The organism is Streptomyces sp. NBC_01476, assembly GCF_036227265.1.
Classification (GTDB): domain Bacteria; phylum Actinomycetota; class Actinomycetes; order Streptomycetales; family Streptomycetaceae; genus Actinacidiphila.
In genome coordinates this window covers 3,871,765-3,896,857 of record NZ_CP109446.1, presented here as the reverse complement: position 1 = coordinate 3,896,857, position 25,093 = coordinate 3,871,765, and the positions used below count along the sequence as shown (strand labels likewise).

Genomic DNA, 25,093 nt, shown 5'->3' with positions numbered 1-25,093 from the left:
CGCCCCCGGCGACGGGCGACGGGCGTTACTTGTCGGCCGCCGCGAGCACCGTCGCCATCACCTGGGTGATGTGGTCGTGCATCCCCCGCGCCGCCGCTTCGGCGTCACCGGCCTTGATGGCCTCGGCGATGTCGACGTGCTGCTGTCCGCAGTGCACCGAGTCGTCCAGGGTCAGCACGTCGCGGGAGCGGAGCGTGAAGGCGAGGACCAGCGAGTCGTCGACCGCCTTGGACAGCAGCCGGTTGCCGGTCGCCTGCGCCACCACACTGTGAAAGCTGGTGTCCCATTGGCTGAAACCCGCCGTGTCCTGCGAACGGGCGGAGTCCAGCGAGTTCTTGGCCGCGCCGGCGATCGCCTGCCGCTGGGCGGCGTCGGCCCGGTCGGCGGCGGTACGGGCCGCGCCGGCCTCCAGGCCGCTGCGCAGTTCGTAGGCGTCGCGGATCAGGTCCCGGTTGGGCATGATCACCCGCAGGCCCCGGGTGTTGGGCTCCACCAGCCCGACGTGGCACAGCCGCAGCAGTGCCTCCCGGACGGGTGTCTTGCTGACCTGCAGCATCTCGCTCAGCATCGACTCGCTGACCCGGGTGCCGGGTTGCAGGGTCCGGTTCACGATCGCGTCCCGGATCCGGTCGAACGCGATCTCGGTCAGGCTCTGCGGTCGGAGGCCGACCGGCTGGACCGCTGTTGTGGTCATGGTGTTTCGACCCTCCTCCACTGTCGTCGGGCAGCTGTGCGGCCGGGGCGGCCGGCCGTGTCCGTCCTGCTCTGTGTGCTGTGGTTGTCACTCGTGCTCCGTGCCGCCGTCCCGCACAGGTGCGTACGGGGCCCGCGGCGCGGGAAGTCCGTGGCTGCCACCTCAGACACCGCTGATCACTCCGCCGTCGCAACGGACGGTGGAGCCGGTGACGTATGAGGCGCGGGTGCTGCTGAGAAAGGCTACGAGCGTACCGAACTCGTCGGGCCTGCCGTACCGGCGTGCGGGGATCGTCGCCACCGAAGCCTCCCGGACCTCGTCGGTGCTGCGGCCGGTGCGCTCGGCCGCCCGGCGGTCGAGGAAGGCCACCCGGTCGGTGGCGATCCGGCCCGGCAGCACCATGTTGACCGTGACGCCGTCGGCGGCCACCTCACCGGCCAGTGTCTTGAGGTAGGCGGCCAGCGCCGCCCGGCCGGTGTTGGACGCGGCGAGGCCGGGCAGCGGCGCGGCCACCGCGCTGGAACCTATCGCCACGATCCGGCCCCAGCCGCGCTCGCGCATGCCGGGCAGCACCCGGCGGACCAGGGCGACATGGACCGCGACGAGCCGGGCGACGGCCTGCCCGACGTCTTCGGGTCCGAGGTCGGCGGCGGTGCCGGGCGCCGGCCCCGGGCCGTTGAGGACCAGGACGTCCACCGGGCCGAGGGCTTCGGTGGTGGCGTCGACCAGGGTGTCGGCGGCGCCCGCCGCCGTGAGGTCCACGCCGATGCCGACCGCCCGTTCCAGTCCTGCGGCGATCTCGGCGGCCCGGTCGGCCCGGCGGCCGGAGACCGCCACCGCGGCGCCCTCGGCGGCCAGCGCCTGGGCACTGGCCAGCCCGAGACCGCCGGTGGAGGCGCAGACCAGAGCCACCCGGCCCTTCAGTCCGAGGTCCATCCGGGCCCTCCCCTTTTATAGCGATTGATGCTCTTCCGTCCCACCGGTTACGAGCAGATTGCGGGCTCTTGTCGGGTGATGACGTTGAGTCTTGACGGCTCGTGCGGTGGCCCTTAGCGTACCAGACATCAGATATGGAATCCGAGATGGCCGACGGGGTTCCAGCCACCTCCCGGGCGACCCGACCCGATGTGACCCGATGTGTGATCAGCGCGAACACATGTGACCTGACGCCGTCCGGTTCGACCAACAGCGCACGTTTTCCGGCTCGTTCGAGAGGTTGATCTATGGGAATGACCATGGCGCACAAGGTTCTGGCCGCACACAGCGGCGAGAAGACGGTCACCCCGGGCCAGTTGGTGGTGACCGAGGTCGACCTCGTGGTGATGGCGGACAGCGTCTTCTACAAGACCGCCGAGCGGCTGCCCGACGATCTGCTCAAGGTCGCCCACCCCGAACGGGTCGCGGTCCTCCTCGACCACGCCATCCCGGCCCCCACCGTCAAGGCGGCCACCGCCCACAAGCGGGCCAGGGAGCACAGCGAGCGGCTCGGCTTCAGGTACTTCTCCGACATCGGCCGCGGCGGCATCGAGCACCAGATCATCCTCGAACAGCGGCTCGCGCTGCCCGGTCAGCTGATCGCCTGCAACGACTCGCACACCAGCGCCGCCGGCGTCCTCAACGCCGCCGCCCGTGGCCTGGGCATGGCCGACATCGTGCAGCTCGTCTGTACCGGCCGCACCTGGTACAAGGTCTCCCCCACCGTGCTCTTCCGGCTGGAGGGGCGGCTGCCCTACGGGACGTACGGCAAGGACGTGTTCCTGCACATAGCGCAGGAGTACGGCAGCCAGGAGGGCCACGACGTCGAGTTCGCCGGTGACGGACTCGGCTCCCTGTCGCTCGACGACCGGGCCACCCTCTCCACGATGTGCACCGAGCTCAACGCCAACTTCGTGATGATGCCCGCCGACCAGCTCATCCTCGACTACGTCTCCACCGTCACCGACCGGGTCTACACCCCGGTGTACAGCGACCCGGACGCCGAGTACGACGCGGTGCACACCGTCGATCTCAGCGCGGTCCGCCCCTCGGTGGCACTGCCCGACGCGATGAACAAGAACGTGAAGTCCGCCGCCCAGGTCGGCGACGAGAAGGTCCGCATCGACCAGGCGTTCGTCGGCTCCTGCGCCAACGGCAAGCTCTCCGACCTCAAGATCGCCGCTGACATCGTGCGCGGCCGCAAGATCGCCGGCCATGTGCGCTTCCTGGTCACCCCGGCCTCCCAGTCGGTGTACCTGGAGGCGGTCAAGGCCGGCTATGTGGAGACGCTGACCGAGGCCGGGGCGATGGTCACCAGCTCCACCTGCGGGGCCTGCTCCGGCGGCCACATGGGTGTGCTCGGCCCCGGCGAGACCTGCATCACCTCCAGCACCCGCAACTACCGCGGCCGGATGGGCAGCGCCGACGCGAAGATCTACATGGGCTCGTCCGCGACCGTGGCAGCCTCGGCGCTCACCGGTTACGTCACCGACCCCATGCCGTACCTCGAAGCGCTCGACCTGGAGGTGGCCCGGTGACCGCCACCGTCACGCGCCGCGACGTCCACGACATCACCGGCCGCTGCTGGGTGATGCCGCAGGACTACATCAACACCGACTCGATCATGCCCCGCCGGGGGTACGACCTCCCCCCGCACGAGCAGCGGATGCTGGTGCTGCAGACCGTCCGGGAGGGCTGGGCGGAACAGGTCCGCCCCGGCGACATCCTCATCGCCGGCCGCAACTTCGGCACCGGGTCGAGCCGGCCGGCCGTCACGCTCCTGGCCCAGCTGGGCATCGTCGCGCTGGTCGGCGAGTCGATCTCGGAGATCTTCTTCCGCAACTGCGTCAGCTACGCGATGCCCGCGCTCGAACTGCCCGGCGTCCTCGGCATGGTGACCGAAGGCGACACGGTCAGCGTCGACATCGGCAGCGGGCGCTTCGAGAACGTCACCACCGGCCAACGGGCGCAGGGCGCCGCGATGCCGGCCGCACTGCTGGAGACCATCGCCGTGGGCGGCGCGTACGTCCAGCTCAGGGCCGAGGGCTACATGGGACAGGAGACCGGGGCATGAGTGCGGATTCCGTGACCGCGCGGGCGCAGGCCCCGCTGGACATCCCGCCCTACGCCGTCCGGCACTCGCCGGACGAGCAGTTCGGGGTCCGCGGCATGACCCTGCGGTACTGGTCCCGCGACGCGACCTACGTCGAGGCGCTCAGCGACATCGATCTGTCCATCAGGCAGGGCGAGTTCATCGCCCTGCTGGGTCCCTCCGGCTGCGGCAAGAGCAGCCTGCTGCGGATCCTGTGCGGACTGACGGAACCCACCTCGGGCGAGATCGACTTCCAGGGCCGGCCGATCGGCAAGGCCGACCGCAAGGTGGGCCTGGTCCCGCAGGCGGCGACGCTGATGCCCTGGCTGAACATCGTCGAGAACGTGATGCTGCCCGCCAAGATCCTCCGGCTGCCGAAGGCACAGGCCAGGACCCGGGCCATGGAACTGCTGGAGATGACCGGCCTGGCCGGCTTCGAGGAGAAGTACCCCCGGCAGCTCTCCGGCGGTATGCAGCAGCGCGCCTCGATCGCCCGGGCGCTCGTCCACGACCCCGATCTGCTGCTGATGGACGAGCCGTTCGCCGCGCTCGACGCCCTCACCCGCGAGCGGATGTCGGACGAACTGCAGGCGATCTGGATGGCCACCGGCAAGACGGTCGTCTTCGTCACCCACAGCATCGGCGAGGCGGTCTTCCTCGCCGACCGGATCCTGGTGATGTCCCGCCGGCCCGGCCGCATCATCTCGGAGTTCACCCCCGGGGCCGAGCGCCCGCGCAGCCTCGACAAGGGACCGGCCGACGCCGCGGCGCTGACGGCCACCATCCGGCACGTCCTCGAAGGCGACGCGATCAGGGAGGAGTCGTGAGCGTGACAACGAAGTCCGCTGTCAAAGGCACCAAGGCCGACGGGGGTTCCGGCGGTGCGGCCGGACCGGCCGCCGCAGGCCGCCCGGTGCAGGCCGGTCCGTCCGTGGGCAAGCGGCGGCTGCGCAAGGCCCGTGGCGCCGGTGTCACCGCGCTGTATCTGGTGCTCGCGCTGATCGCCGGCCTGGCGGTCTGGCAGCTCGCCATCGAGGTGTACTCGCCGGCCCCCTACATCATTCCCTCGCCGCGCTCGGTCTGGCACGCGCTGACCTCGCTGGTGTGGGCCGACCCGACGATGACCGGCGGGCTGTGGGTGGCGCTCGGCGCCACCATGAAGGCCACCCTGCTCGGCTTCGCGATCGGCGGTGGCGGTGGCATCGTGCTGGGCATCGCGGCCGGTGAATTCCGGCTGGTGCAGCGGCTGTTGTACCCGTATCTGGTGGCCATCCAGAGCCTGCCGAAGGTCGCACTGGTGCCGCTGCTCGCCACCTGGTTCGGGTTCGGACTCACCGCCAAGACCAGCCTGGTCGTGCTTTTCGTCTTCTTCCCGGTGCTGGTCAACACCCTGCAAGGGGTGGTCACCGCCGAGCAGGACCGGATCGACCTGGTGCGGTCGCTCTCCGGCAGCCGCTGGCAGCAACTGTGGCGGGTGCGGCTCTTCAGCGCGCTGCCCGGGATCTTCACCGGCCTCGAACTCGGCATCACCTACGCCTTCCTGGGCGCGGTGCTGGCCGAGATGAGCGGCTCGCAGGACGGCGTCGGCGTCCTCATCTCGCAATTCCAGAACAACTCCGACACGCAGGCGACCTTCGCCACCCTGATCATCCTCGCGGTCGTGGGCTATCTGCTCAACACCATCGTGCGGTTCGCCCATCGCCGGGTCGTCTTCTGGGAGGCCACCTCCGACAAGGACTTCCGCGCCACCAACGCCGGCGGCTGACCGGCCCGGCGGCGCCCCAGCCGCAGCCGAACACAGCGCACGCAGCCCACACAGCCGCGCACATCGCACGCAGCCGCGCACATCGCACGCAGCCGCGCACAGCGCACACAGCGCACACAGCGCACGCAGCCGCGCGCACCGCACCACCAGACCCGTACCGAGCACAGAGAGGTGCCTCCCCGTGTCGAAAGAAGAGGGCAGAGACCCACGCCGAGCCGCGGGCGCCCGCCCGCGCCGCCGCAGCCGCCGGATCGTCGCGGCGCTCGCCATCACCTCGGCCGTCGCGCTGACCGCCGCGGCCTGCGGCGGTTCGGGCGGCGGGGGCGGCGGCACGGCCGCCGACGGGAGCCCGCTCAAGCCGATCAAGATCGGCATTCCGTCGCCCGCGGTCACGGTGTTCAGCGCCAACTACGCCATCGGCCAGTACACCGGCTGCTACAAGCGGTACGGCTACAAGTTCTCCACCGTGGTCACCACCAACCCCTCGCAGCTGACGGCCGCGATGCACCGCGGCGCCGTCGACGTCGGCGTCCCGGGCAGCGACCAGTACCTGAACATGCTCAAGACCATCAACTCCTCCGGCGGCGGGCTGCCGTTGACCGCCTTCTACCAGCTGTACTACCCGTTCAAGTACGGCCTGGCGGTCAAGCCGGACAGCGACATCACCTCGCTCAAGCAGCTGGAGGGCAAGACCGTCGGCGTCGACGTCCTCTCCGACAGCAGCTCCACCGCGCTCAAGGCGCTGCTGAAGCAGAACGGCGTGGACCCGGACAAGGTGAAGATCATCGCCACCGGCACCGGCGCCGCCTCCGGGCAGGCGCTGGACTCCGGGAAGGTGGCCGGCCTCTTCTACTACGACGTCGGTTTCGGCACCATCCTGCAGGCCGGCATCAAGCTGAAGTTCCTCACCGTGGACGGCAAGCCGCCGTACCTCAACGTCTCCGGCATCATGGCGATCGCCAACTCCGACGACATGGCCAAGGACAAGGCGAAGTACCAGGCGTTCGCCCGCTGCACCACCGAGGGCGACATCTTCGTCGAGAACAACCCCCAGGCGGCGGCGTACATCATGCTCAAGATGTACCCGACGCTGGGCAAGCCCGGTGAGTCGCTGGAGAAGCAGATCGAGGACCTGACGCTGCCGCTGCTGCTGCGCCAGAAGCTGATCAAGAACCCCGCGGCCGGCGGGACGTACGGCCAGATCAACCCGGACGAGTTCACCCAGGACATGAAGATCCTGACCGACCAGGACCCGGGCACGGTGGACACCAGCAAGATCTACTCCAACGCCGATGTGCCGCAGCTGACCGACGCCGAGATCGCCGCGGTGAAGAAGCAGGCCGTGGACTTCACGATCCCGGGCGTCAGCGGCACCATCAAGCTGCCGACCGTCCCGCCGAACGCGCCGTGACGGTACGGATCGCGCTGCTCTCCCGGATCGTCGCCGCGAGCGAGGCGTCGATGCGCCGGCTGCGCGAACTCGGCGTCGAGATCGTCCTCGACCTGCCCGGTTACGACGCGCTCGGCGGTGACCGCGACCGCTGGGACGCGGTGCTGCGGGAGATCGACGGCCTGGTCGTCGGCCTCCAGCCGGTCGACCGCCGGCTCTTGGAGACCGCGTCCAAGCTGCGCTACGTGCTGCGGATCGGCACCGGGCTCGACAACGTCGACACCGCGGCGGCGGCCGAGTTCGGCGTGCGGGTCGACTCGCTGCCGGGTCTGAACGCCGCGGCGGTGGCCGAGTACGCCTTCGGGCTGCTGCTGGCCGCCGCCCGGCGGATCCCGGAGGCCGACGCGTCGATGCGGGCGGGGGAGTGGACCCGGTTCTCCGGCCGCCACCTCGGCGGCCGCACGCTCGGCCTGATCGGCTACGGCGCCATCGGTTCGCTGATGGTGCCCAAGGCGCGCGGCTTCGGCATGGACGTCCTGGTGCACCGCCGCGGCGGCGGCGCGGTCGGCGAGCCGGGCGTGCGGACCGTGCCGCTCGACGAACTCCTCGCCGCCGCGGACTTCATCAGCCTGCACGTACCGCTCACCGAAGAGACCAGGTCGCTCCTCGGCGAGCGGGAGTTCGCCCTGATGAAGCCGGGGGTGGTCCTGGTCAACACCGCACGGGGAGAGGTGCTGGACCAGGCCGCGCTGGCGGCGGCGCTGGCGGGGGGACGGCTCGGCGCGCTCGCGCTCGACGTCTTCCCGCAGGAGCCGCCGGCCCCCTCACCCCTGCTGCGGACGCTGCTGGCCCGGCGCGATGTGGTGCTGTCGCCGCACAACGGCGGCTACAGCGACCTGGTGATGGAGCAGAGCGCCGCCGCGGCGGTGGACGCGCTGGCCGGTGCGCTGCTCGCCACCGGGATGCCGGGCGCGGGCCCGCCCCGGCACTGACTGTCCCGACCACGGGCCGTAACCGGCCCCCTCCGACCCTCTGTGAGGAGCCCTCTCATGCCAGCGTCACCCCTCGTCCCGTCACCGGTGCACGTCACCGAGGCCATCGTCCGTGCCCTGGAGGACGCCGGCGTGGACACCGTCTTCGGAATGTCGGGCGGCAACACCGGCCGTATCCACAGCGCGCTGGCCGCGCACACCGGCACCATCCGCTCGGTGCTGGTCCGCAACGAGGCGTACGCCACCTCGGCGGCGGAGGCGTACGCCCGGCACACCGGCAAGGTCGCGGTGGCGATGGCGCAGGGCAGCTGGCTGATGGGGCAGGGTGTGGTCGGCACGCTCGAAGCACTCTTCAGCGGCACCCCTTTGGTGCTGCTCGGCGACCTGAGCGACGGCGCCCCCTTCTCGCAGCACGCGCCCTACCAGTCCGCCACCGGTGAGTACGGCAGCTGGGACGCGCGGCTGGCCTTCAAGGGCATCACCAAACTGGTGCTGGAGGCGCACGACCCGGTGTCGGCCGTGCAGAGCGTCCAGTTGGCGGTGAAGCACGCGCTGGCCGGGCAGCCAGGACCGGTCGCGGTGCTCTTCCACTCCGCGGCGCTGGCAGGCGAGGTCGGCCCCGACTCCGTACCGCGGCTCTACTCCAGCCGCGGCTACCTCACCCAGCAGGGCCCGGCCCGGCCCGACATGGCGCCCACCGCCGACGCTCTGCGCACCGCCTCCGCCCCGGTGCTGCTGGCCGGCAACGGGATACGCGCGGCCCGCGCCGAGGCCGCGCTGCTGCGGCTGGCCGAGGCAACCGGTGCCCCGGTGGTGACCACGTCCGGCGGCAAGGGTGTCTTCCCGGAGGAACACCCGCAGGCCGCCGGGGTGTTCGGCAACTTCGGGGTGCCACTGGCCAACGACACGCTCGGTGCCGCCGACACCGTGCTCGTCCTCGGCAGCAAACTCGGCCCGAGCGACACCGCGCTGGAGGCGCCCGAGCTCATCGACCCGGCCCGGCAGCGGATCATCCACATCGACATCGAAGAGCTCAACGCGGGCTGGACCATGCCCACCTCCGAGGTGATCGTCGCCGAACTGGGCGCCGCGCTGGGGGCGTTGCTGGACGCGCTGGCCGCCGAGCCGGTCGCCGGTTCCGCGGTACGTGCCCGCGGCGCGGTCCTGGCCGCCCGCCGGACGGCGGCCGGCCAGGACGCCATCGAGGCCGGCTCCACCGCGGTGCCGATCCACCCGCAGCGGGCCATCGCCGGCCTGCGCGAGGCGCTGCCCGACGACGTGGTGATCTGCGCCGACGCCGGTGAGAACCGGCTGCTGATGTGCCGCTACTTCGAGTCCCGCGCCGGCGGCGGCTACCTCCAGCCGGCCGGCGCCGGCGGCATGGGCTACGCCATCCCGGCCGCGATCGGGGTCAAGACCGCCGACCCGGACCGTACCGTCGTCGCGGTCTGCGGCGACGGCGGTCTTTCCATGTCGCTGGCCGCGCTGATGACGGCGGTCGAGGAGAAGCTGCCGTTCGTGGTGGTCGTGCTCAACAACGGCATCCTCGGCTGGGTCAAGCACAGCCAGCGCTCCCGCGGCGAGCAGGAGTACAAGTCCACCCTGCACGCCTTCGACTACACCGCGATCGGCCGGGCCATCGGCTTCGACGCCTTCCACGTCGCCGAACCCGGCGAACTGGCACCGGCGCTGGCGGACGCGCTCAAGGCGGACGGCCCGGCGCTGGTGGTCGTCGACGTCTCCACCGAGCAGACCTTCACCGATCTGCGCACCCCGCTCATGGGATAGGGCGGGGCCACAGGACCGGGCGGCTGCTGTGCCCGGGGCCGCAGCCGCCCCCTTCCCTCACCACCGTGCACCACCACGATCACCCATGAAGGAGCAGGACATGAGGCTCGAAGGCAAGGTCGCCATCATCTTCGGCGCGGGACAGCTGGAAGGGCGGACGGTCGGCAACGGCAAGGCCGTCGCCCTGATGTTCGCCCGCGAAGGAGCCAAGGTCTTCTGCGTGGACATCAACAAGGCCGGCGCACAGGAGACGGTCGCCGCCATCCGCGCGGAGGGCGGCACCGCTGAGGCGTTCGAGGCCGACGTCACCGACGAGGACACCGTCGTCGCCGCGGTGCGTACCGCCTACGAACTGTGGGGCAGCATCGACATCCTGCACAACAACGTGGGCGTGAGCATCGCGGCCGGCGACGCGACGATCACCGACATCACCATCGAGTCCTTCGACCGGGTGATGGCGATCAACCTGCGGGGCATGGTGCTGACCATCAAGCACGTGCTGCCGATCATGCGGAAGCAGGGGTCGGGCTCGATCATCAACATCTCCTCCGCCGCGGCCTTCAACAACTACCCGTACGTCGGCTACAAGACCTCCAAGGCCGCGGTGGTCGCGCTCAGCAACCACGTGGCGATCCGCAACGCGGAGTACGGCGTGCGCTGCAACGTCATCCTCCCCGGCCTGCTCAACACCCCCACCGCGGTGGAGAACCGGGTGAAGAAGTTCGGCCTCAGCTTCGAGGAGGTCGTCGCCCAGCGCGACAAGGAGGTGCCGCTGCGGCGCAAGATGGGCACCGCCTGGGACATCGCCTACGCCGCGACCTTCCTCGCCTCGGAGGAGGCGTCGTTCATCACCGGCGTCTCGCTGCCCGTCGACGGCGGCCAGAGCCAGCAGATCGGCCGCCAGCCCTCCCCCGCCGAGGTGGCCGAGGAGAAGAAGGCCGCCGAGGCCGCCGCGGCGACGGTGGCCTGACGGCATGGGAACGGCGGCGGACAGCGGCGGCAGCGCGGGCACCGGCGTACGGGGCCGGCTCGAACCCCTGCGGGAAGGCCGGCTGACCAAGGCCCAGCGGGAGATGTGGGACGAGCTGGGTCAGGGCCCGCGGGGCGCCACCGCGGTACGGCCCGAAGGGTTTCTGACCGGGCCGTTCGACGTGCTGCTGCGCAGCCCCCGGATCGGACGGGCGGTGGCGGGACTCGGCGCCCTGCTCCGCTACGACTCGGAACTGGAGCCCCGCCACCGGGAGTTGGTGATCCTCACGGTGGCGGCCCGCTGGCACGCCGACTTCGCCTGGCTGCGGCACGACCTCTACGGCCGCAACGCCGGCCTGCCCGAAGCGGCGATCCGGGACATCGCGGCGGGGAAGGCAGAACCTGGCTTCGACAAGGACGCCGACCGGGTCGTGCACGCCTTCGTCCACCAGTTGGTGCACACCGGCGCGGTGGACCGGGAGCGGTACGACGCCGCGCTGGCGCTGCTCGGCGAGCGGCCCTTGGTGGAACTGGTCAGCCTCACCGGCTACTACTGCCTCAGCTCGATGGTCCTCAACGCCTTCGAGGTCCCGCTCCCCGAAGGCGCCTCCGTACCCTGGCCACCGAGGGCGTCCGACCCGCCCGCGGCACCGTGAGACCCGACCGACCGGCTCCGAGAGAGAGAACAGACCGTTGACCGACGAACCCGGATTCGCCTACGTGCGCCCAGTGGACCTCGCGCGCTTCGCCGCCCTCGCCCCCGACGAGCGGCTCTCACAGAAACTGCTCGACCGCACCAGCGGGGCCGACAGCGTGGCCGTCAAGTACATCCGCACCCCGCCTGGCGGCGGTTCCCCCGAGGGCCTGCACACCCACGTCGTCGAGCAGGTCTTCTTCGTACTGGCCGGCACCATGACCGTCGAGGTGGACGGCGCCGTCCAGCAGGCGCCGGCCGGCAGCCTGGTCGTCTTCCCGAAGAACGTCCCGCACCGCAACTGGAACGACACCGACGCCGAGACCGTCCACCTGGCGATCGAGGCCCCCGCCCCGCAGCTCGGCGAGCCCTTCGCGAGGCCGGTCGTATGAGCATCTGGACCCGGCTGTCGGACGGCCCGTTCGCCGTGGAGTTCGTCGACGCCGCCGGGGTGCGGACCCGTTCCCTGCGGGTCGAGGGGGCCGGCGCCCGCGAGGCCGTCGTCCTGCTGCACGGCACCAGCAGCCACCTGGAGGTCTGGGCCGGCAATGTGCGCGCTTACGCCGACGCCGGATTCGCCGCCCACGCCGTCGACATGCTCGGCCACGGCTTCACCGACTCCGCCGAGCACGACTGCGAAGTCCCGGACTACGTCCAGCACCTGCTCGACTATCTGGACGCGCGCGGCCTGGACCGGGTGCACCTGGTCGGTGAGTCACTGGGCGGCTGGGTCGCGGCGTGGTTCGCCGGCGTGCACCCGGAGCGGGTCCGCAGCCTGCAACTGGTCGCCTCCGGCGGCACCCGGGCGGTGCCGGCGATCATGCGCCGCATCCGGGAGACCACCACGCTCGCCGTCACCAGCCCGGAGCGCCGCTACACCCGCGAGCGGCTGGCCGGCCTCCTCTACGACCCCGGGAGCGTGGACGAGGAACTGGTCGACGTGCGTTACGAGATCTACCACCGGCCCGCGTTCCAGAAGGCCCTGCCGCACCTGCTGTGCATGCAGGACCCCGAGGTGCGGGCGCGCAATCTGCTGACGCCGCAGCGGATGGCCCGGATCTCCGCACCGACCCTGGTCTTCTGGGGCCGGCACAACCCGATGGGGGACGTGTCGGAGGCCGCGGGGATCCACGCCGCCGTTCCGGACGCCGGCCTGCACATCTTCGACGAGTGCGGGCACTTCCCGCAGATCGAGTACCCGGCACGATTCAATGAGCTGTCGGTGGAGTTCCTCCGGCAGGTCACCGCGAAGGAGAAGCCGTAGTGTCCGTATCGATCGCCGTGCTGGACGACTACCAGCAGGTCGCCCCGGCCATGGCGGACTGGTCCGGGCAGCTGCCCGGCTCGTCGGTGACCTGCTTCGACCGGCACATCGCCGACGAGGACGAACTGGTCGCCGCGCTGGCCCCGTTCGAGGTGATCGTGGCGATGCGTGAGCGCACGCCGTTCCCGCGCACGGTGCTGGAGCGGCTGCCGAAGCTGCGGCTGCTGGTCACCACCGGGATGCGCAACGCCTCCTTCGACCTGGCCGCGGCCGCCGACCTCGGCATCACCGTGTGCGGCACCCGGGCGCACTCGCCCGGCACCTCCGAGCTGACCTGGGCGCTCATCCTCGGGCTGCTGCGTGACGTGGGGGCAGCCGACGCCCGGATGCGGGCCGGCGGGTGGCAGTCCACCATCGCGCAGGACCTGGACGGGGAGGTGCTCGGCGTGGTCGGCCTGGGCCGGCTCGGCGGCCGGGTCGCCACGATCGGTGCGGCTTTCGGCATGGACGTCGTCGCGTGGAGCCCGAACCTCACGCACGAGCGGGCCGCGGAACACGGCGCCCGGCTGGTGTCCAAGGAGGAACTCTTCGCCGGTGCGAAGGTGGTCACCGTCCACATGGTGCTCAGCGACCGCTCCCGCGGGCTGATCGGCGCGCCCGAACTGGCCGCCATGCGCGAGGACGCGTACCTGGTGAACACCTCCCGCTTCCCGATCCTGGATGCCGAGGCGCTGCGCGCCGCCCTCACCACCGGTTCCCGCCCGGCCGGCGTGGCGCTGGACGTCTACGACACCGAGCCGCTCCCGGCCGGCCACTGGCTGCGCACCGCTCCCCGCACGCTCCTCTCCCCGCACATGGGGTACGTCACCGAGAAGACCTACCGGATCTTCTACGCCGACGCGGTCGAGGACATCGCGGCCTTCCTCACCGACCCGACAGCCCCGGTCCGCCCGCTCACCGGGCAATACACCTAGGGCCAGCCGTGCTCCGAGATCCCCGGGGCGCTCTCGCCGGCCAGGTAGCCGCGCAGGGCGCGGCCGGTGGAGGGGACGAAGGGCTCGGGGAGCGCGCCGACCGGGACCCAGCCGACCCGGTCGTGCTTGCCGGGTTCGGTGTTGACCGGTTCCCCGCTCCATTCGTGCGCCGCGAACACCACGGTGAGGAAGCCGTTCGGCGACTCCACACCCCACGCGCCGTGGATGACGTGCACCAGCCGCAGCGCGCCGGGGCGCACCACCAGTCCGGTCTCCTCCGCCAGTTCCCGCACGGCGGTGGCCGTGACCGCCTCCCCCGGGTCGCTCTTCCCCGACGGCAGGTCCCACATCCCCTGCCCGAACTTCGCCCTCTCGCCCCGCCGCAGCAGCACCACCCGTCCGGCCGCCAGGTCGTGCACGATGACCGCCGCCACCAGCAGCGTCATCCCGCCCACCGCCGCCGGCAGCGCCCCCGCCCGCTCCGCTCCGCTTGGCACCCGCACTCCACCGTCCCCTTCATCACCCAGCCTTCCGAGCATGTTAAGCAGGCCCGATGACACCTCCCCGGGCCTGACGCCCCCGTCGCCGGGGCCTGAAGCGGGTGGTGGGGCACGTGTTGGGAGGTCGGGGGAGGGACAGGGCGCGTAGCGTGCCGTTGCGTACGGGTGGATGGGCCGGGTTCGACGCGGAGAGGTGAGAACGGGTTGGTGGCGCACGTGTGGAAGGCGTTGCACGGGGAGGTCACGGAGCGGCTGGGCGCTGCTTCGGAAGGGGAGCGGACGGTGTTCGCCGCGGCGGTGGCGGAGCGGCTGCTGCGGGCGCACGAGCAGTTGCCGGCGGCGGAGCAGCGAGCGTACACGCTCGGGCAGCGCGGGCTGCTGGACGCGGTGTGGGCCGGCGCGCTCGGCGACAGGGCGGCGTTCCGGACGGTGAAGCACGGCCTCGGGACGTACTACCTGAGCGAGCACTGCCACAACGACGGGCCCGACGGCTCCGACGACGCCGACGAGTCGGCCGCGGCGGCGGTGCTGTACGCCGCCCTCTGCCATCTCCACGGCTGCACCGACTTCGCGGTCTTCGCCAGCGGCCGGGCCCTCGAAGCGATCGACGAAGTCGCCCAGGACGACGACGACTTCGCCGACGACCCGGACGAACTGCGCGCCGAGGACGTACGCCGTCAGCTGCGCGACCTCGATCTGATCGCGGACCACGCGGCCGAGCTGCGGCACGCCCGCTTCGGCCTGGCCGCCGAGCGGACCGCCGAGCTGCAGACCGCCCTGCGGCGGCCCCTGTCACTCGCGGACGACCTCGGGTGACGGCGAGCGCGGACCTGCACCGGTTCCTGGAGACCGTACGCGCGCTGCCCGCCCCGCCGGACGCGGAGGCGCTCTACGGGCCGCAGGACCCCGGGCCGCTGCGGAGCCGGAATCTGCTCCACTATCTGGAGCTGATGCGGGAGATCGCCCCGAAGGTGCTGCTGGTCGCCGAGGCGCCCGGCTACCGGGGGATGACGGTCACCGGCGTGCCCTTCATGAGCGTGCGGCAGCTCACCACGCGTCCGGGGCCGCTCACCGGCCGGCCGGAGGGCGACGGGTTCGAGGTGCCGGCGGACCCGGCCGCGCAGTGGGAGGCGTCCTCGGCGGCGGTGTGGGGCGCGCTCGCCGGGTGGCGGGGCCGCAAGCCGCTGCTCTGGGGGATCTACCCGCACCACCCGTACGTGCCGGGGGACCCGCTCACCAACCGCACGCCCCGCGCCGCCGAGGTCGCCGCGGGCGCCCCGGTGGCGCTGGCGCTGGCCGCGGTGTACGGCATCACGAGCCTGGTCGCGGTCGGCCGCAAGGCCCAGGGCGCGCTGGCCGCGGCGGGCATCGACGCGCCCGCGGTGCGCCACCCCGCGCAGGGCGGCGCCCGGATCTTCACCGAGCAGCTCGCCGCGCTCAACGCCGGCCGGGAAGAAGGGGATTGACAGTGCCCCGGCCCACCGCGGGGGCGGGCCGGGGCACAGGGGCCGGTCACCGGGTCGGCGACCGGCCGGGTGGGCGCGGTCAGCTGCCGAAGACCTGGAACTCCCAGAGCGAGTAGCCGTACTGGGTGCTGCGGGCGGTGCCGTACAGCCGCACGTAGCGGCCGGAGCCGGTCACCGGGATGGTCTGGACGCCGCCGGTCGCGGTGGTGGTGGAGTAGACGGTGGTCCAGTTGGTGCCGTCGGCCGAGGTCTGGAGCTGGAAGGCCTTGCCGTAGGCGGTCTCCCAGTTGAGGACGACCTGGCTGATGGTGTGGCTGGCGCCGAGGTCGACCTGGAGCCACTGCGGGTCGGAGAAGGCGCTCGACCAGCGGGTGCCGGTGTCGCCGTCCACCGCCGCGGACGCCGGGGTGCCGACGTTCTCGGTCGAGGACGCGGTCGCGGTCCTGCCCTGCGAGAGCAGGGTGGTGGGCCCGCCCGGGTTGCTGCCGCCGGACGACGGCGTTCCGTAGAGGGCGAGTTCGTAGAGCGAGTCGCCGTACTGCGAGGCTCTGCTGGTCGCGTAGACCCGAACGTAGCGGCCGGTACTGCTCAGTGCGGTGTCCTGGATGTCGGCGGGACTGTTGTTGTTGGTGTAGACGGTCGTCCAGTTGGTGCCGTCGGTGGACGTCTGCAACTGGTAGGCCGATGCCGCGGCCGCCTCCCAGGTGACCGTGGCGTGCGTCAGGTTGTAGTTCTGGCCGAGGTCGACCTGGAGCCACTGCGGGTCGGAGAAGCCGCTCGACCAGCGGGTGGTGACATCGCCGTCGGTCGCGTTGGACGCCGGGAACTGGGCGCTCTCGGTCGAAGAGGCGGTGGTGGGCTTGCCCTTGGCGATGTTGGTGCCCGATGCCGCGGCCGGCGCCTTGTTGTAGACGGCCACGTAGTCGATGTTCATCTGACCGCCGGAGACCGTCGCGGCGTTGGGGCCGCCGCCGAACGCGGCCGGGAAGCCGCCGCCGATCGCCAGGTCGAAGATGATGTAGAAGCTGTGGTCGACGGCGTTCGCCCACGCGGTGGCGTCGACCTGGTTCGAGTTCAGGGTGAAGTAGTTGGCGCCGTCGAGGTACCAGCGGATCTGCTCGGGCGAGGTCGAGCGGTCGACCTCCACCGCGTAGGTGTGGTAGCCGGTCTGGCAGCCGGCGCAGGCGTGCTCGCCGCTGCCCACCCCGCTGGTCTCGTTGCAGGGACCGCCCTGGCCGACACCGCAGTGCAGCGTGCCGAAGACCGAACTGCGGCCGTTGATGTCCTCCAGGATGTCCACTTCGCCGGAGCCGGGCCACGGCACCCCGACCCGCAGCGGGGAGCCCAGCATCCAGAACGCGGGCCAGTATCCTGCCCCGTTGGCGGTGGTGACGTTCGGCTGCTGGATGGACGCCTGCATCCGGACCACGCCGCCGGGCTGCGCGCCGAAGCCGTCGGCCTGTGTCTCGACCCGGCCCGAGGTCCAGTTGGTGTTCGGGTCGGTGCCGGAGTGCAGCGCCTTGAGCACCAGGTGGCCGCTGCCGTCCTGGTAGACGTTGGCGGTGCTGTTGGTCATCGTCTCGATCTCACCGGTGCCGAAGGTCCAGCCCTCGCCGGCGTCGTACCGCCAGGTGTCGGTGTTCAGACCGGTGTTGGCGGCGCCGTTGAAGTCGTCGCTCCAGGTGGTGCTGAAGCCGGCCGGGGCGGCCGGCACGGTGTTCGGCTGTACGGCGGCGGCCTGCCGTGGCGTGGACCCGGCGGGCGCGGACGACCCGGACGCTGCTGACGAGCCGGACGCTGCTGATGAGCCGGCCGGCGCCGAGGACCCGGACGCCGCCGAGGGGGAAGCGGTCGCGGCGGGCGAGCCCGCGAGGGCGACCGCCGCGACGGCGGCGACCGCGACCAGCCCGACGGTGAACCGTTTGCCGGGCCTGCGGCGCGGCAGCCGTAGCCGCGTGCCTGAGGTGGACATGCGTACTCCTTCTCCTCTGTGGGGGTTCAGCGCGTCACGTCCGGCCGGAACGGGGCGCGCTGGAGTGGGGGGTGAGGTGTGTGAGAGCGCTCTCAGGAGAGTGTTCCTCCGCTCCGAGCCCTGTCAAGGGACCCGGCAACGTTTACGGAACATTGGGATGGCCGGGGCGACTTGAGGGTGTGCTACCCGGGTTGGCCCCGCCCGCGGCACCTGGCGGCTCCACCTGGTGGCCGCCACGTGCGAGAGGGCACCGCGCGCGAAAACCGCCGGGGCAGCCTTGTTTGGAATGCCGGCGGCTGGACAGACGCTGCTTGAACTGCGGGCCACGGACAGACCGCGGGCCGGTGCGGGTGGGGAGGGAGTGGTCCGGTGGAAGTCAGAACAACGGGATGCGTGGATCTGCCGGGCGACGAAGCGGCCGTGGTGACCGCCGACCTGGTCTACCGGCCGCGTGACTGCCTCGCGGTGAACATGGTGCTGCGCGGACCGGACGGCGTCGCGGTCGGCTGGACCTTCGCCTGGGAACTGCTCAGCCAGGGCCTGGTCGGCCCGGCCGGGGAGGGCGACATCAGGGTCCGTCCCCTGCGGGGCGCGGAGCCGCTGGTCGAGGTGGTGCTCGCGACCTCCTTCGGCGCCCGGGTGCGCTTCCCGGCACGGGACATCGGGTTCTTCGTCAGCCGGGTACGGGCCTTCGCCTCGCACGACGAGCCGCACATCGCCAGGAGCCTGGACGCCGAACTGGCGACGATCATGGAAGAGGCGTGACCGCCCGTATCCCCCTCGTACGGCGGTGACTTCGCACTTCCCGGGACTTTTCTCTGCGTCCCCGGTGCGCTTGCCGGCTCTCCCGGGCAAACTCAGGTCTCACGCCGGCGTGCACAGGACCGGCCCGGTCTTGGAGGTGGTTCCCGTGAGCGGCAGTCCCCTGCTGACCGTGCGTGGGGTCTCCAAGCGGTTCGGCGCCGTACAGGCGCTCTGCGAGGTCGACCTGGAGATCGGTGTCGGTGAGGCGGTCGGCCTGGTCGGCAGCAACGGCGCCGGCAAGTCCACCCTGGTCAACGCGATCTGCGGGGTCTTCCCGCCGGACACCGGGACCATCGAGTGGAAGGGCAGGCCGGTCGATATCCGCCGCCCGCTGGACGCCCAGCAGCTCGGCATCGCCACCATCCACCAGGACCTCGCGCTCTGCGACAACCTCGACACCGTCGACAATCTCTTCCTCGGCCGGCCGCTGCGCCGCTTCGGCATGCTCAACGAGGTCGGGATGGAGAAGCGCTCCCGGGTGCTGCTCGAATCGCTGACCGTCCGCGTCCCCAGCCTGCGGGTGCCGGTCGCTTCCCTGTCGGCCGCCCAGCGGCAGGGCGTCGCCATCGCCCGGGCGCTGATCGGCGAACCCGAACTCGTCATCCTCGACGAGCCCACCGCGGCGCTCGGCCCCAGCCAGGCCGCCATCGTGCTGGAACTCGTCCAGCGGCTGCGCGACCAGGGCCTCGGCGTGCTCCTGGTCAGCCATGAGATGGACGAGGTGCGGTCGGTCGCGGACCGGGTCGCGGTGCTGCGGGTCGGCCGCAACCGCGGCGTCTTCGACACGAAGTACACCACCCAGGAGCAGCTCGACTCGGCCATCACCGGCAACCACGCGGCGGCCGTCAACCTCCAGCAGAGCCTGCTGCCGCACGGGCTGCCGGAGCAGGACGCGCTGGACGTCGCCTACCGCTATCTGCCCGCGCAGGCCGGCGTCGGCGGCGACTGGTTCGACGTCATCCCGCTGCCGGGCGCGCGGGTGGCACTGGTCGTCGGCGACATCGTGGGGCACGGCATGCACGCCGCCGCGACCATGGGGCGGCTGCGGACCGCGGTGCACAACTTCTCCATGCTCGACCTGCCGCCCGAAGAGCTCCTCGCCCACCTCGACGACCTGGTGGGCCGGATCGACAAGGACGAGGAGCCGGCCGGCGGCGCCCCGATCGCCGGCGCGACCTGCCTCTACGCGATCTACGACCCGGTCACCCGCCGCTGCCAGCTGGCCAGGGCCGGCCATCTGCCGCCCGGCCTGGTGCACCCCGACGGCAGCGTCGAGTTCCTCGACGTGCCGGCCGGCCCGCCGCTGGGCCTCGGCGGCCTGCCCTTCGAGTCGGTGGAGCGGGAACTGCCCGAGGACAGCCGCCTGGTGCTCTACACGGACGGTCTGGTCGAGGACCGCAGGCGGGACATCGATGTCGGCCTGGAACTGCTCCGCAAGGCGCTGACCGGGCCGGGCCGTACGCCCGAGGAGACCTGCAGGTCGGTGCTCGAAGCGCTGCTGCCGGAGAACCCCCGCGACGACATAGCCCTGCTCATCGCCCGTACCAGGGTGCTGCCCGCCGACCGCACCGCCGACTGGGACGTCCCCGCCGACCCGGCCGCCGTCGGGGCGGTCCGTGAGGACGCCACCCGGCGGCTGGCCGAGTGGGGGCTGGACGACCTGGCGTTCACCACCGAGCTGATCCTCAGCGAACTGGTCACCAACGCGATCCGGTACGCCACCGGCCCGATCCACGTCCGGCTGCTCCGCGAGCGCACGCTGATCTGCGAGGTCGCGGACGCCAGCAACACCTCACCGCACCTGCGCTACGCGGCCACCACCGACGAGGGCGGCCGGGGGCTGTTCCTGGTCGCGCAGCTCGCCGAGCACTGGGGGACGCGGTACACCCCCGGCGGAAAGATCATCTGGGCGGAGCAGCGGCTTCCGCTGAGCGGCACCGCGGCGGAACACATCCGCTGAAGAGATCGTTCCCGTCTGTATGGCGACTTTGGGACTCATCGGCAGTGGACACATCGGAAGCACCCTCGCGCGGCTGGCCGTGGACGCCGGCCTCGACGTGGTGCTCAGCAACTCGCGGGGACCGGAAACCCTCGCCGGCCTGGTGGCGGAGCTGGGCCCGCGGGCCCGTGCGGGCACCGCGGCCGAGGCCGCGGCGGCCGGGGACTGGGTGGTGGTGACCATCCCGGTGCGGGCCATCGGGCAGGTACCGCAGGAGCCGCTGGCCGGGAAGACGGTGCTGGACACCGGGAACTACTACCCGCAGCGCGACGGCGACATCGCCGCGCTCGACTCGGGCGAGAAGACCACGAGCCGGCTGCTCCAGGACCACCTTCCCGATGCGCACGTGGTGAAGGCGTTCAACAACATCTTCTTCAAGCACCTCGCGGCCCTGCCCCGCCCGGCCGGTGCCGCCGACCGCACCTCGCTGCCGATCGCGGGCGACGACGCGGACGCCAAGGCGCACGCCACCGAGCTGCTGGACCTGCTGGGGTATGACGCGGTGGACGCAGGACCGCTCGACGAGGGCCGCCGCTTCGAGCCGGGCACCCCGGCCTACGGGCCGCCGTACGCGCAGGGCTCGGTGGCGAACTTCATGGAGGTGCCCGCGGGCCCGGCCTCCGCGGACGAGATCAAGGCCGCCCTCGCGGCGGCGAAGGTCTGACAGGTCGCTCTCCTGACGTGCGCGGGTCCCGCCCCCGACGGAGGGCGGGAACCGCGCACGGGGCGGTCAGGTCAGACGTTCCAGACCTGCACCTCGGAGAACTGGCCGGCCGGCCAGCCGGTGTTGCCGGTGACGTTCACCCGCAGGTAGCGCTGGGAGGACGCCGGGAAGGTGATGGTGACGGTGTTGCCGGACGGGGTGAAGGCGTAGGTGGCCGACGCCTTCACGGTGGTGAAGGCGGAGTTGTCGGTGCTGCCGGTCACCGAGAACGTCTCGTTGCGGGCGCCCCAGGTGGCGGGGAGCTGCAGCACGACGCGGGAGACGCTCTGCGCCGAGCCGAGGTCCACCTGCACCCACTGCGGGAAGGCGTTGTTGGCGCTCTCCCAGTAGGTGTTCTGGTTGCCGTCCGTCACATTCGACGAGGAATACACGTCGGCGTGGCTGGACTCGCTGGTCGGTTTCCCGGCCGCCAGATTGGTGCTCACCGTGCCGGTGCCGGTGCCCGCCAGCGCGACCGTGGTCGGGCTGTTCGACGCGTTGCCGGTGATGGTGAGGCTGCCGGTGCGGGCACCTGCCGCGGTCGGCGTGAACTTCACGCTCACCGTGCACGAGGCTCCCGCCGCGACCGACGTCCCGCAGGTGTTGGTCTGCGTGAAGTCACCGCTGGTGGCGACGGAGGAGACGCCGGCCGCCGCGGTGCCGGTGTTGGTCACCGTGACGCTCTGCGCCGCGCTGGTGCTGCCCGGTGCCAGGCTGCCGAAGGTGAGCGAGCCCGGGTCGGCGGTCAGCGTTCCGGTGGCCGGGCCGGTGCCGCCCCCGCTCGGGAAGACCTGGAGACCCGACAACTGGGCCGCGGACCAGCCGGTGTTGGCGGTGATGTTCACCCGTACGTACCGGGCGGTGCCGGGCGTGAAGGTGATGCTCACCGTGTTGTTGTTGGCACTGGGGTCGAAGGTGCGCCCGGCCGAGGCGGCCAGCGTGGCGAAGTCCGTCCCGTTGGTGGACCCCTGGACCGACAGGGTCTCGGTGCGGGTCGCCCATGCCGCCGACGGCGGGAGCCGGAGAGTGACCTTGCCGACGCTGTAGCTCTGGCCGAGGTCGACCTGCGCCCACTGCGGGAACGAGGCGGCGCTCTCCCAGTACGTCGAGGCGTCGGTGTCGGTGATGTTCGCGGCCACGTACGGGGCGTTGCCGGAACTGGCGGTCGCCGGACGGCCGGCCGCGATGTCGGTGGTGCTGTCGATGCCGCTGCCGCTCAGCGCGACAGTGGCCGGGCTGTTGTTGGCGTTGCTGGTGACGGTCAGGCTGCCGCTGCGGGCGCCGCCCGCGGTGGGCTTGAAGCCGACCGTGACGGTGCAGGACGAACCGACCGCGAGCGCCGCGCAGTTGTTGGTCTGGCTGAAGTCACCGGTCGCCGTGACGCCCGAGACGGTGGCCGCCGAGGTGCCGGAGTTGGTCACCGTCACGGTCTGCGTGGCGGCCGGTGAGCCGACCACGGTGCCGGCGAACGAGAGACTCGCCGGGTTGGTGTTCAGCACCGGTCCCGGCGCGATGCCGGTCCCGGACAGGCTCACCGTGCTGGTGTTCCCGCCCGCGTTGACGGTCAGGGTGCCGCTGCGGTCACCGTTCGCGGTCGGTGCGAACCTGACGCTGACGGTGCACGAGCCGTTCGCCGGGATCGACGAGCCGCAGGTGTTGGTCTGCGAGAAGTCACCGCCGGTGGAGACCGCGGCGACCGCCGCCGCCGCGCCGGTCGGGTTGCTGACGGTGACGGTCTGCGCCGCGCTGGTCGTACCGGTGGCGACCGAGCCGAAGTTGAGCGCGCTCGGGTTCGCGGTCACCCCGGTCGGCGGGTAGGGCGGGAAGACCGGGGCGGGGAAGCCGCCGCACAGCGGCGTACCGCTGATGCCGGAGTTGCCGCCGCCGTCGGTGACCTGGAAGTTGCCGCCCTCACAGCTGTAGACCGGTGACGAGGCGCCGATCCCGGTGGCCGTGACATTGGTGAACGTCGCGGCGCCGCCGGTCTGTTCCTGCAGGGCGAAGGTGCCCGCGCCGGCGATGGTCACATTGCTGAGATTGACCCCGCTGACCGTGCCCTCGACCCACTGGACCGCTTCGTAAGGGCTCTGCTGGATCAGCGCGTTGGTCACGTTGATCGGTCCGGTGATCGCGCCCTGGCTGCCGTCGAACCACAGCGCGCCCACGCCGAACTGCCAGTTGGGGTCGAGACTGCCGTCCCTGATCAGGGTGTTGCCGGAGATCGTGGTGGTGCCGACCGGGGTGGAGGTGAAGCGCTGCCCGACATGGATGCCGCCGCCCTGGGCGAGGCCGGTGTCCTGCACCAGATTGCCGCTGACGGTGTTGTCGTGGCCGCCGTAGATGGCGATGCCGTTGGCGAGGATCTGGGTCTCCACCGTGTTGTCGGAGATCGTGTCGTTGGCGTCCGCGCCCAGCCCGGAGTCCGCCCAGGTCGCGATGCCGTCGTCACCGGTGTTGCGGATCTCGCTGTTGGTGACCGTCGAATTGGTCACGCCGCCGTGGAAGTTGATGCCGTCGGCGGTGGTGTCGCGGATCCGCATCCCGGTGAAGGTCAGCTTGTCCATCGGTCCGTCCATCCACGCGCCGACCTTGAGGTGGTCGATCCAGACGCTGGAGACGGTCGAGTTGCTCAGCGCGCCGCCGATGCCGTTGACCTGGGCGGAGTCGTCGCGCTCCTGGACGTTGCCGAAGATCGCGAAGTTCTGCAGACGCACATTGCTGCTCGGGGACGGCGCGGAGTTGCCGTAGAAGCCGGGCGCCGTACCGGTGACCGTGGAGTACCACATGCCGGCGCCGGCCACCGTCACGTTGTTGACCGCGATGTGCCCGGGGATGTTGTACGTGCCCGGCGGTATCCACACCGTGCCGCCGGCGCCGGCCGCGCTGATCGCCGCGTTGAAGGCCGCGGTCGAGTCACCGGCGCCGCTCGCGTCGGCGCCCTTGCTGGTCACCGAGACCGACCCCGAGGGCTGCGGCAGGGCCGCGCCCACCTGCTCGAAGTCGGCGAAGTCGAGGGTGTAGGAGGACGCGGTGTCGCCCGCGTCGACCTGCAGCTTGAAGGTGGTGCCGGCCGGATAGGACTGCGGGAGCAGCCGGTGCGCCTCGTCGTAGAAGTGGTGCGGGTTGCTGCCCGGGGAGTTGGTGAACGGGTAGCTGCCGTAGTACCAGCTGTACGCGTTCGTCAGGGTGAAGTCGGGCTGCTTGACGCCGTCGATGTAGAGCGAGAGCGGGGCGGTGTAGACCGCGCCGCCCGCACCGTCCGGGATGCTGTACCGGAAGTCGATCGAGTTGGTCGCCACCGGCGTGGTGAAGGAGACGTACGCGCCGGTGCCCTGCAAGGTCACGGCCTTGCGGTACGACGCCTCGTCGGCGAGCTGGCCGGCTGTGAAACTCGGGCCGATCACCGCTCCGTTGGTGGCGGAGTTCTCCGCCTGGACCTCGACGTACGGCAGACTCGCGCCGTTTCCGCCGGTGGCCGCGGCGACGGCGGCCGGTGCGGAGAGGGCGAGGACGCCGGCGGCCGACAGCAGCGCGGTGACGCCGCCGACGGCCACCGCCTTCCTGACCCTGAGCCTGAGCCTGCGCTGACCTCTGCCTCTGCGGTAGCGGCCGAGTCTGCTGAGTTCTCGGAACGACGGGAACATCGGGTGCTCCTTTCGACGCGGAATGCCGGGCCTGCACAGGTGGCACCGCCGTCAAGCGGGGGGTGGAGCGGCGTGGCGCGGCCGTACGCGGGCCGGTGGGGGGTGGGGGGTGGTGCGCGGGCCGGGTGCAGGGGAGTGCGGGAGGGGCGGCAACGCAAGGGGAACCGTAATCTCGCGGACACCGGTGCGCAATATCCGTGCGCGGCTTTGCCGAATCAGTAACTTTCTCCTGCAAGATTCGATGCTGCGGCCGGTTCCGGGCGCGTGGGGCAGGCGCGGAGGGCCGGCGGGAGCACCGCCCCGATGGGCCGCGGGGCCGCCCCGAGGGTCCACGGGGGCCGCCTGGAGTGTCGGCGGAGGGGCTGCCCCGGTCCGGGGCGCGCGGGGGTGCGGAGGGGCGCAACGCCC

Annotated in this window: 21 protein-coding genes and 2 pseudogenes; 18 read left to right on the top strand and 5 right to left on the bottom strand. The window is 71.6% G+C overall.

Annotated elements, in window-relative coordinates; translation table 11 throughout:
- Positions 1-25: 25 nt before the first annotated feature.
- Both OG552_RS16950 and OG552_RS16945 read right to left on the bottom strand, forming a co-directional pair.
- Entirely contained in the window at positions 26-694 is a 669-nt protein-coding gene (locus OG552_RS16950; RefSeq protein ID WP_329133788.1) for a GntR family transcriptional regulator, read from the bottom strand.
- A gap of 162 nt (positions 695-856) precedes the next feature.
- Entirely contained in the window at positions 857-1,630 is a 774-nt protein-coding gene (locus OG552_RS16945; protein WP_329133787.1) for an SDR family oxidoreductase, read from the bottom strand.
- Between the two features lie 299 nt (positions 1,631-1,929).
- Between OG552_RS16945 and OG552_RS16940 the strand changes: the two genes are divergently transcribed.
- The 12 genes from OG552_RS16940 (at position 1,930) to OG552_RS16885 (ending at position 13,597) form a co-directional block, all read left to right on the top strand.
- On the top strand, positions 1,930-3,207 hold the full coding sequence (locus OG552_RS16940) for an aconitase/3-isopropylmalate dehydratase large subunit family protein (protein ID WP_329133785.1): 1,278 nt from the start codon (positions 1,930-1,932) through the stop codon (positions 3,205-3,207).
- Positions 3,204-3,743, top strand: a complete 540-nt coding sequence (locus OG552_RS16935) for a 3-isopropylmalate dehydratase (RefSeq protein ID WP_329133783.1) — start codon at positions 3,204-3,206, stop codon at positions 3,741-3,743. The genes OG552_RS16940 and OG552_RS16935 overlap by 4 nt, the downstream gene beginning before the upstream one ends.
- A complete protein-coding gene (locus OG552_RS16930) occupies positions 3,740-4,588 on the top strand; it encodes an ABC transporter ATP-binding protein (RefSeq protein WP_329133781.1) in 849 nt (282 codons plus the stop codon). The genes OG552_RS16935 and OG552_RS16930 overlap by 4 nt, the downstream gene beginning before the upstream one ends.
- Positions 4,585-5,526, top strand: a complete 942-nt coding sequence (locus tag OG552_RS16925; protein WP_329133779.1) for an ABC transporter permease — start codon at positions 4,585-4,587, stop codon at positions 5,524-5,526. Before OG552_RS16930 ends, OG552_RS16925 begins: the two co-directional genes overlap by 4 nt.
- A gap of 181 nt (positions 5,527-5,707) precedes the next feature.
- Positions 5,708-6,937 (top strand): ABC transporter substrate-binding protein, encoded by a 1,230-nt coding sequence (locus OG552_RS16920; protein ID WP_329133777.1) that lies wholly within the window; start codon positions 5,708-5,710, stop codon positions 6,935-6,937.
- Complete coding sequence (locus tag OG552_RS16915) at positions 6,934-7,908, top strand: NAD(P)-dependent oxidoreductase (RefSeq protein WP_329133774.1); 975 nt, start codon at positions 6,934-6,936, stop codon at positions 7,906-7,908. The genes OG552_RS16920 and OG552_RS16915 overlap by 4 nt, the downstream gene beginning before the upstream one ends.
- Positions 7,909-7,965: 57 nt before the next feature.
- Positions 7,966-9,696, top strand: a complete 1,731-nt coding sequence (locus OG552_RS16910; protein WP_329133772.1) for a thiamine pyrophosphate-binding protein — start codon at positions 7,966-7,968, stop codon at positions 9,694-9,696.
- Positions 9,697-9,796: 100 nt separating this feature from the next.
- On the top strand, positions 9,797-10,666 hold the full coding sequence (locus OG552_RS16905; RefSeq protein ID WP_329133770.1) for an SDR family NAD(P)-dependent oxidoreductase: 870 nt from the start codon (positions 9,797-9,799) through the stop codon (positions 10,664-10,666).
- A 4-nt stretch (positions 10,667-10,670) separates the two neighbouring features.
- On the top strand, positions 10,671-11,321 hold the full coding sequence (locus OG552_RS16900) for a carboxymuconolactone decarboxylase family protein (RefSeq protein ID WP_329133767.1): 651 nt from the start codon (positions 10,671-10,673) through the stop codon (positions 11,319-11,321).
- A 37-nt stretch (positions 11,322-11,358) separates the two neighbouring features.
- Positions 11,359-11,751, top strand: a complete 393-nt coding sequence (locus OG552_RS16895; RefSeq protein ID WP_329133765.1) for a cupin domain-containing protein — start codon at positions 11,359-11,361, stop codon at positions 11,749-11,751.
- Complete coding sequence (locus OG552_RS16890) at positions 11,748-12,623, top strand: alpha/beta fold hydrolase (protein WP_329133763.1); 876 nt, start codon at positions 11,748-11,750, stop codon at positions 12,621-12,623. Before OG552_RS16895 ends, OG552_RS16890 begins: the two co-directional genes overlap by 4 nt.
- Positions 12,623-13,597 carry a D-2-hydroxyacid dehydrogenase family protein gene (locus tag OG552_RS16885; RefSeq protein WP_329133761.1) on the top strand — a complete coding sequence of 325 codons (975 nt, stop codon included), beginning with the start codon at positions 12,623-12,625 and terminating at the stop codon, positions 13,595-13,597. The genes OG552_RS16890 and OG552_RS16885 overlap by 1 nt, the downstream gene beginning before the upstream one ends.
- Here the strand turns inward: OG552_RS16885 and OG552_RS16880 are convergent.
- Positions 13,594-14,136 carry an NUDIX domain-containing protein gene (locus OG552_RS16880; protein WP_443070948.1) on the bottom strand — a complete coding sequence of 181 codons (543 nt, stop codon included), beginning with the start codon at positions 14,134-14,136 and terminating at the stop codon, positions 13,594-13,596. The two genes, OG552_RS16885 and OG552_RS16880, sit on opposite strands and share 4 nt — an antisense overlap.
- A 168-nt stretch (positions 14,137-14,304) precedes the next feature.
- Here OG552_RS16880 and OG552_RS16875 point away from each other — a divergent pair, with 168 nt between their 5' ends.
- Complete coding sequence (locus tag OG552_RS16875; RefSeq protein ID WP_329133759.1) at positions 14,305-14,913, top strand: hypothetical protein; 609 nt, start codon at positions 14,305-14,307, stop codon at positions 14,911-14,913.
- On the top strand, positions 14,910-15,563 hold the full coding sequence (locus OG552_RS16870; RefSeq protein ID WP_329133757.1) for a uracil-DNA glycosylase: 654 nt from the start codon (positions 14,910-14,912) through the stop codon (positions 15,561-15,563). Before OG552_RS16875 ends, OG552_RS16870 begins: the two co-directional genes overlap by 4 nt.
- 79 nt (positions 15,564-15,642) lie before the next feature.
- Here the strand turns inward: OG552_RS16870 and OG552_RS16865 are convergent, their stop codons facing one another.
- Positions 15,643-17,535: a discoidin domain-containing protein gene (locus tag OG552_RS16865; RefSeq protein ID WP_329133755.1), complete on the bottom strand. Its 1,893-nt coding sequence runs from the start codon at positions 17,533-17,535 to the stop codon at positions 15,643-15,645.
- 369 nt (positions 17,536-17,904) lie between these two features.
- Between OG552_RS16865 and OG552_RS16860 the strand changes: the two genes are divergently transcribed.
- From OG552_RS16860 to OG552_RS16845, 4 genes and pseudogenes are all read left to right on the top strand, one after another.
- The gene (locus tag OG552_RS16860) at positions 17,905-18,300 is read left to right on the top strand and encodes an SsgA family sporulation/cell division regulator (RefSeq protein WP_329133754.1); all 396 of its coding nucleotides are present in this window, start codon (positions 17,905-17,907) and stop codon (positions 18,298-18,300) included.
- Positions 18,301-18,325: 25 nt separating this feature from the next.
- Positions 18,326-18,949 (top strand): annotated as a pseudogene (locus OG552_RS16855) (ATP-binding cassette domain-containing protein); the annotation flags it as partial.
- Between the two features lie 213 nt (positions 18,950-19,162).
- Positions 19,163-20,299 (top strand): annotated as a pseudogene (locus OG552_RS16850) (ATP-binding SpoIIE family protein phosphatase); the annotation flags it as partial.
- A gap of 19 nt (positions 20,300-20,318) precedes the next feature.
- A complete protein-coding gene (locus OG552_RS16845) occupies positions 20,319-21,002 on the top strand; it encodes an NADPH-dependent F420 reductase (protein WP_329133752.1) in 684 nt (227 codons plus the stop codon).
- Positions 21,003-21,073: 71 nt separating this feature from the next.
- Here the strand turns inward: OG552_RS16845 and OG552_RS16840 are convergent, their stop codons facing one another.
- On the bottom strand, positions 21,074-24,685 hold the full coding sequence (locus OG552_RS16840) for a choice-of-anchor D domain-containing protein (protein ID WP_329133750.1): 3,612 nt from the start codon (positions 24,683-24,685) through the stop codon (positions 21,074-21,076).
- Positions 24,686-25,093: the final 408 nt, after the last annotated feature.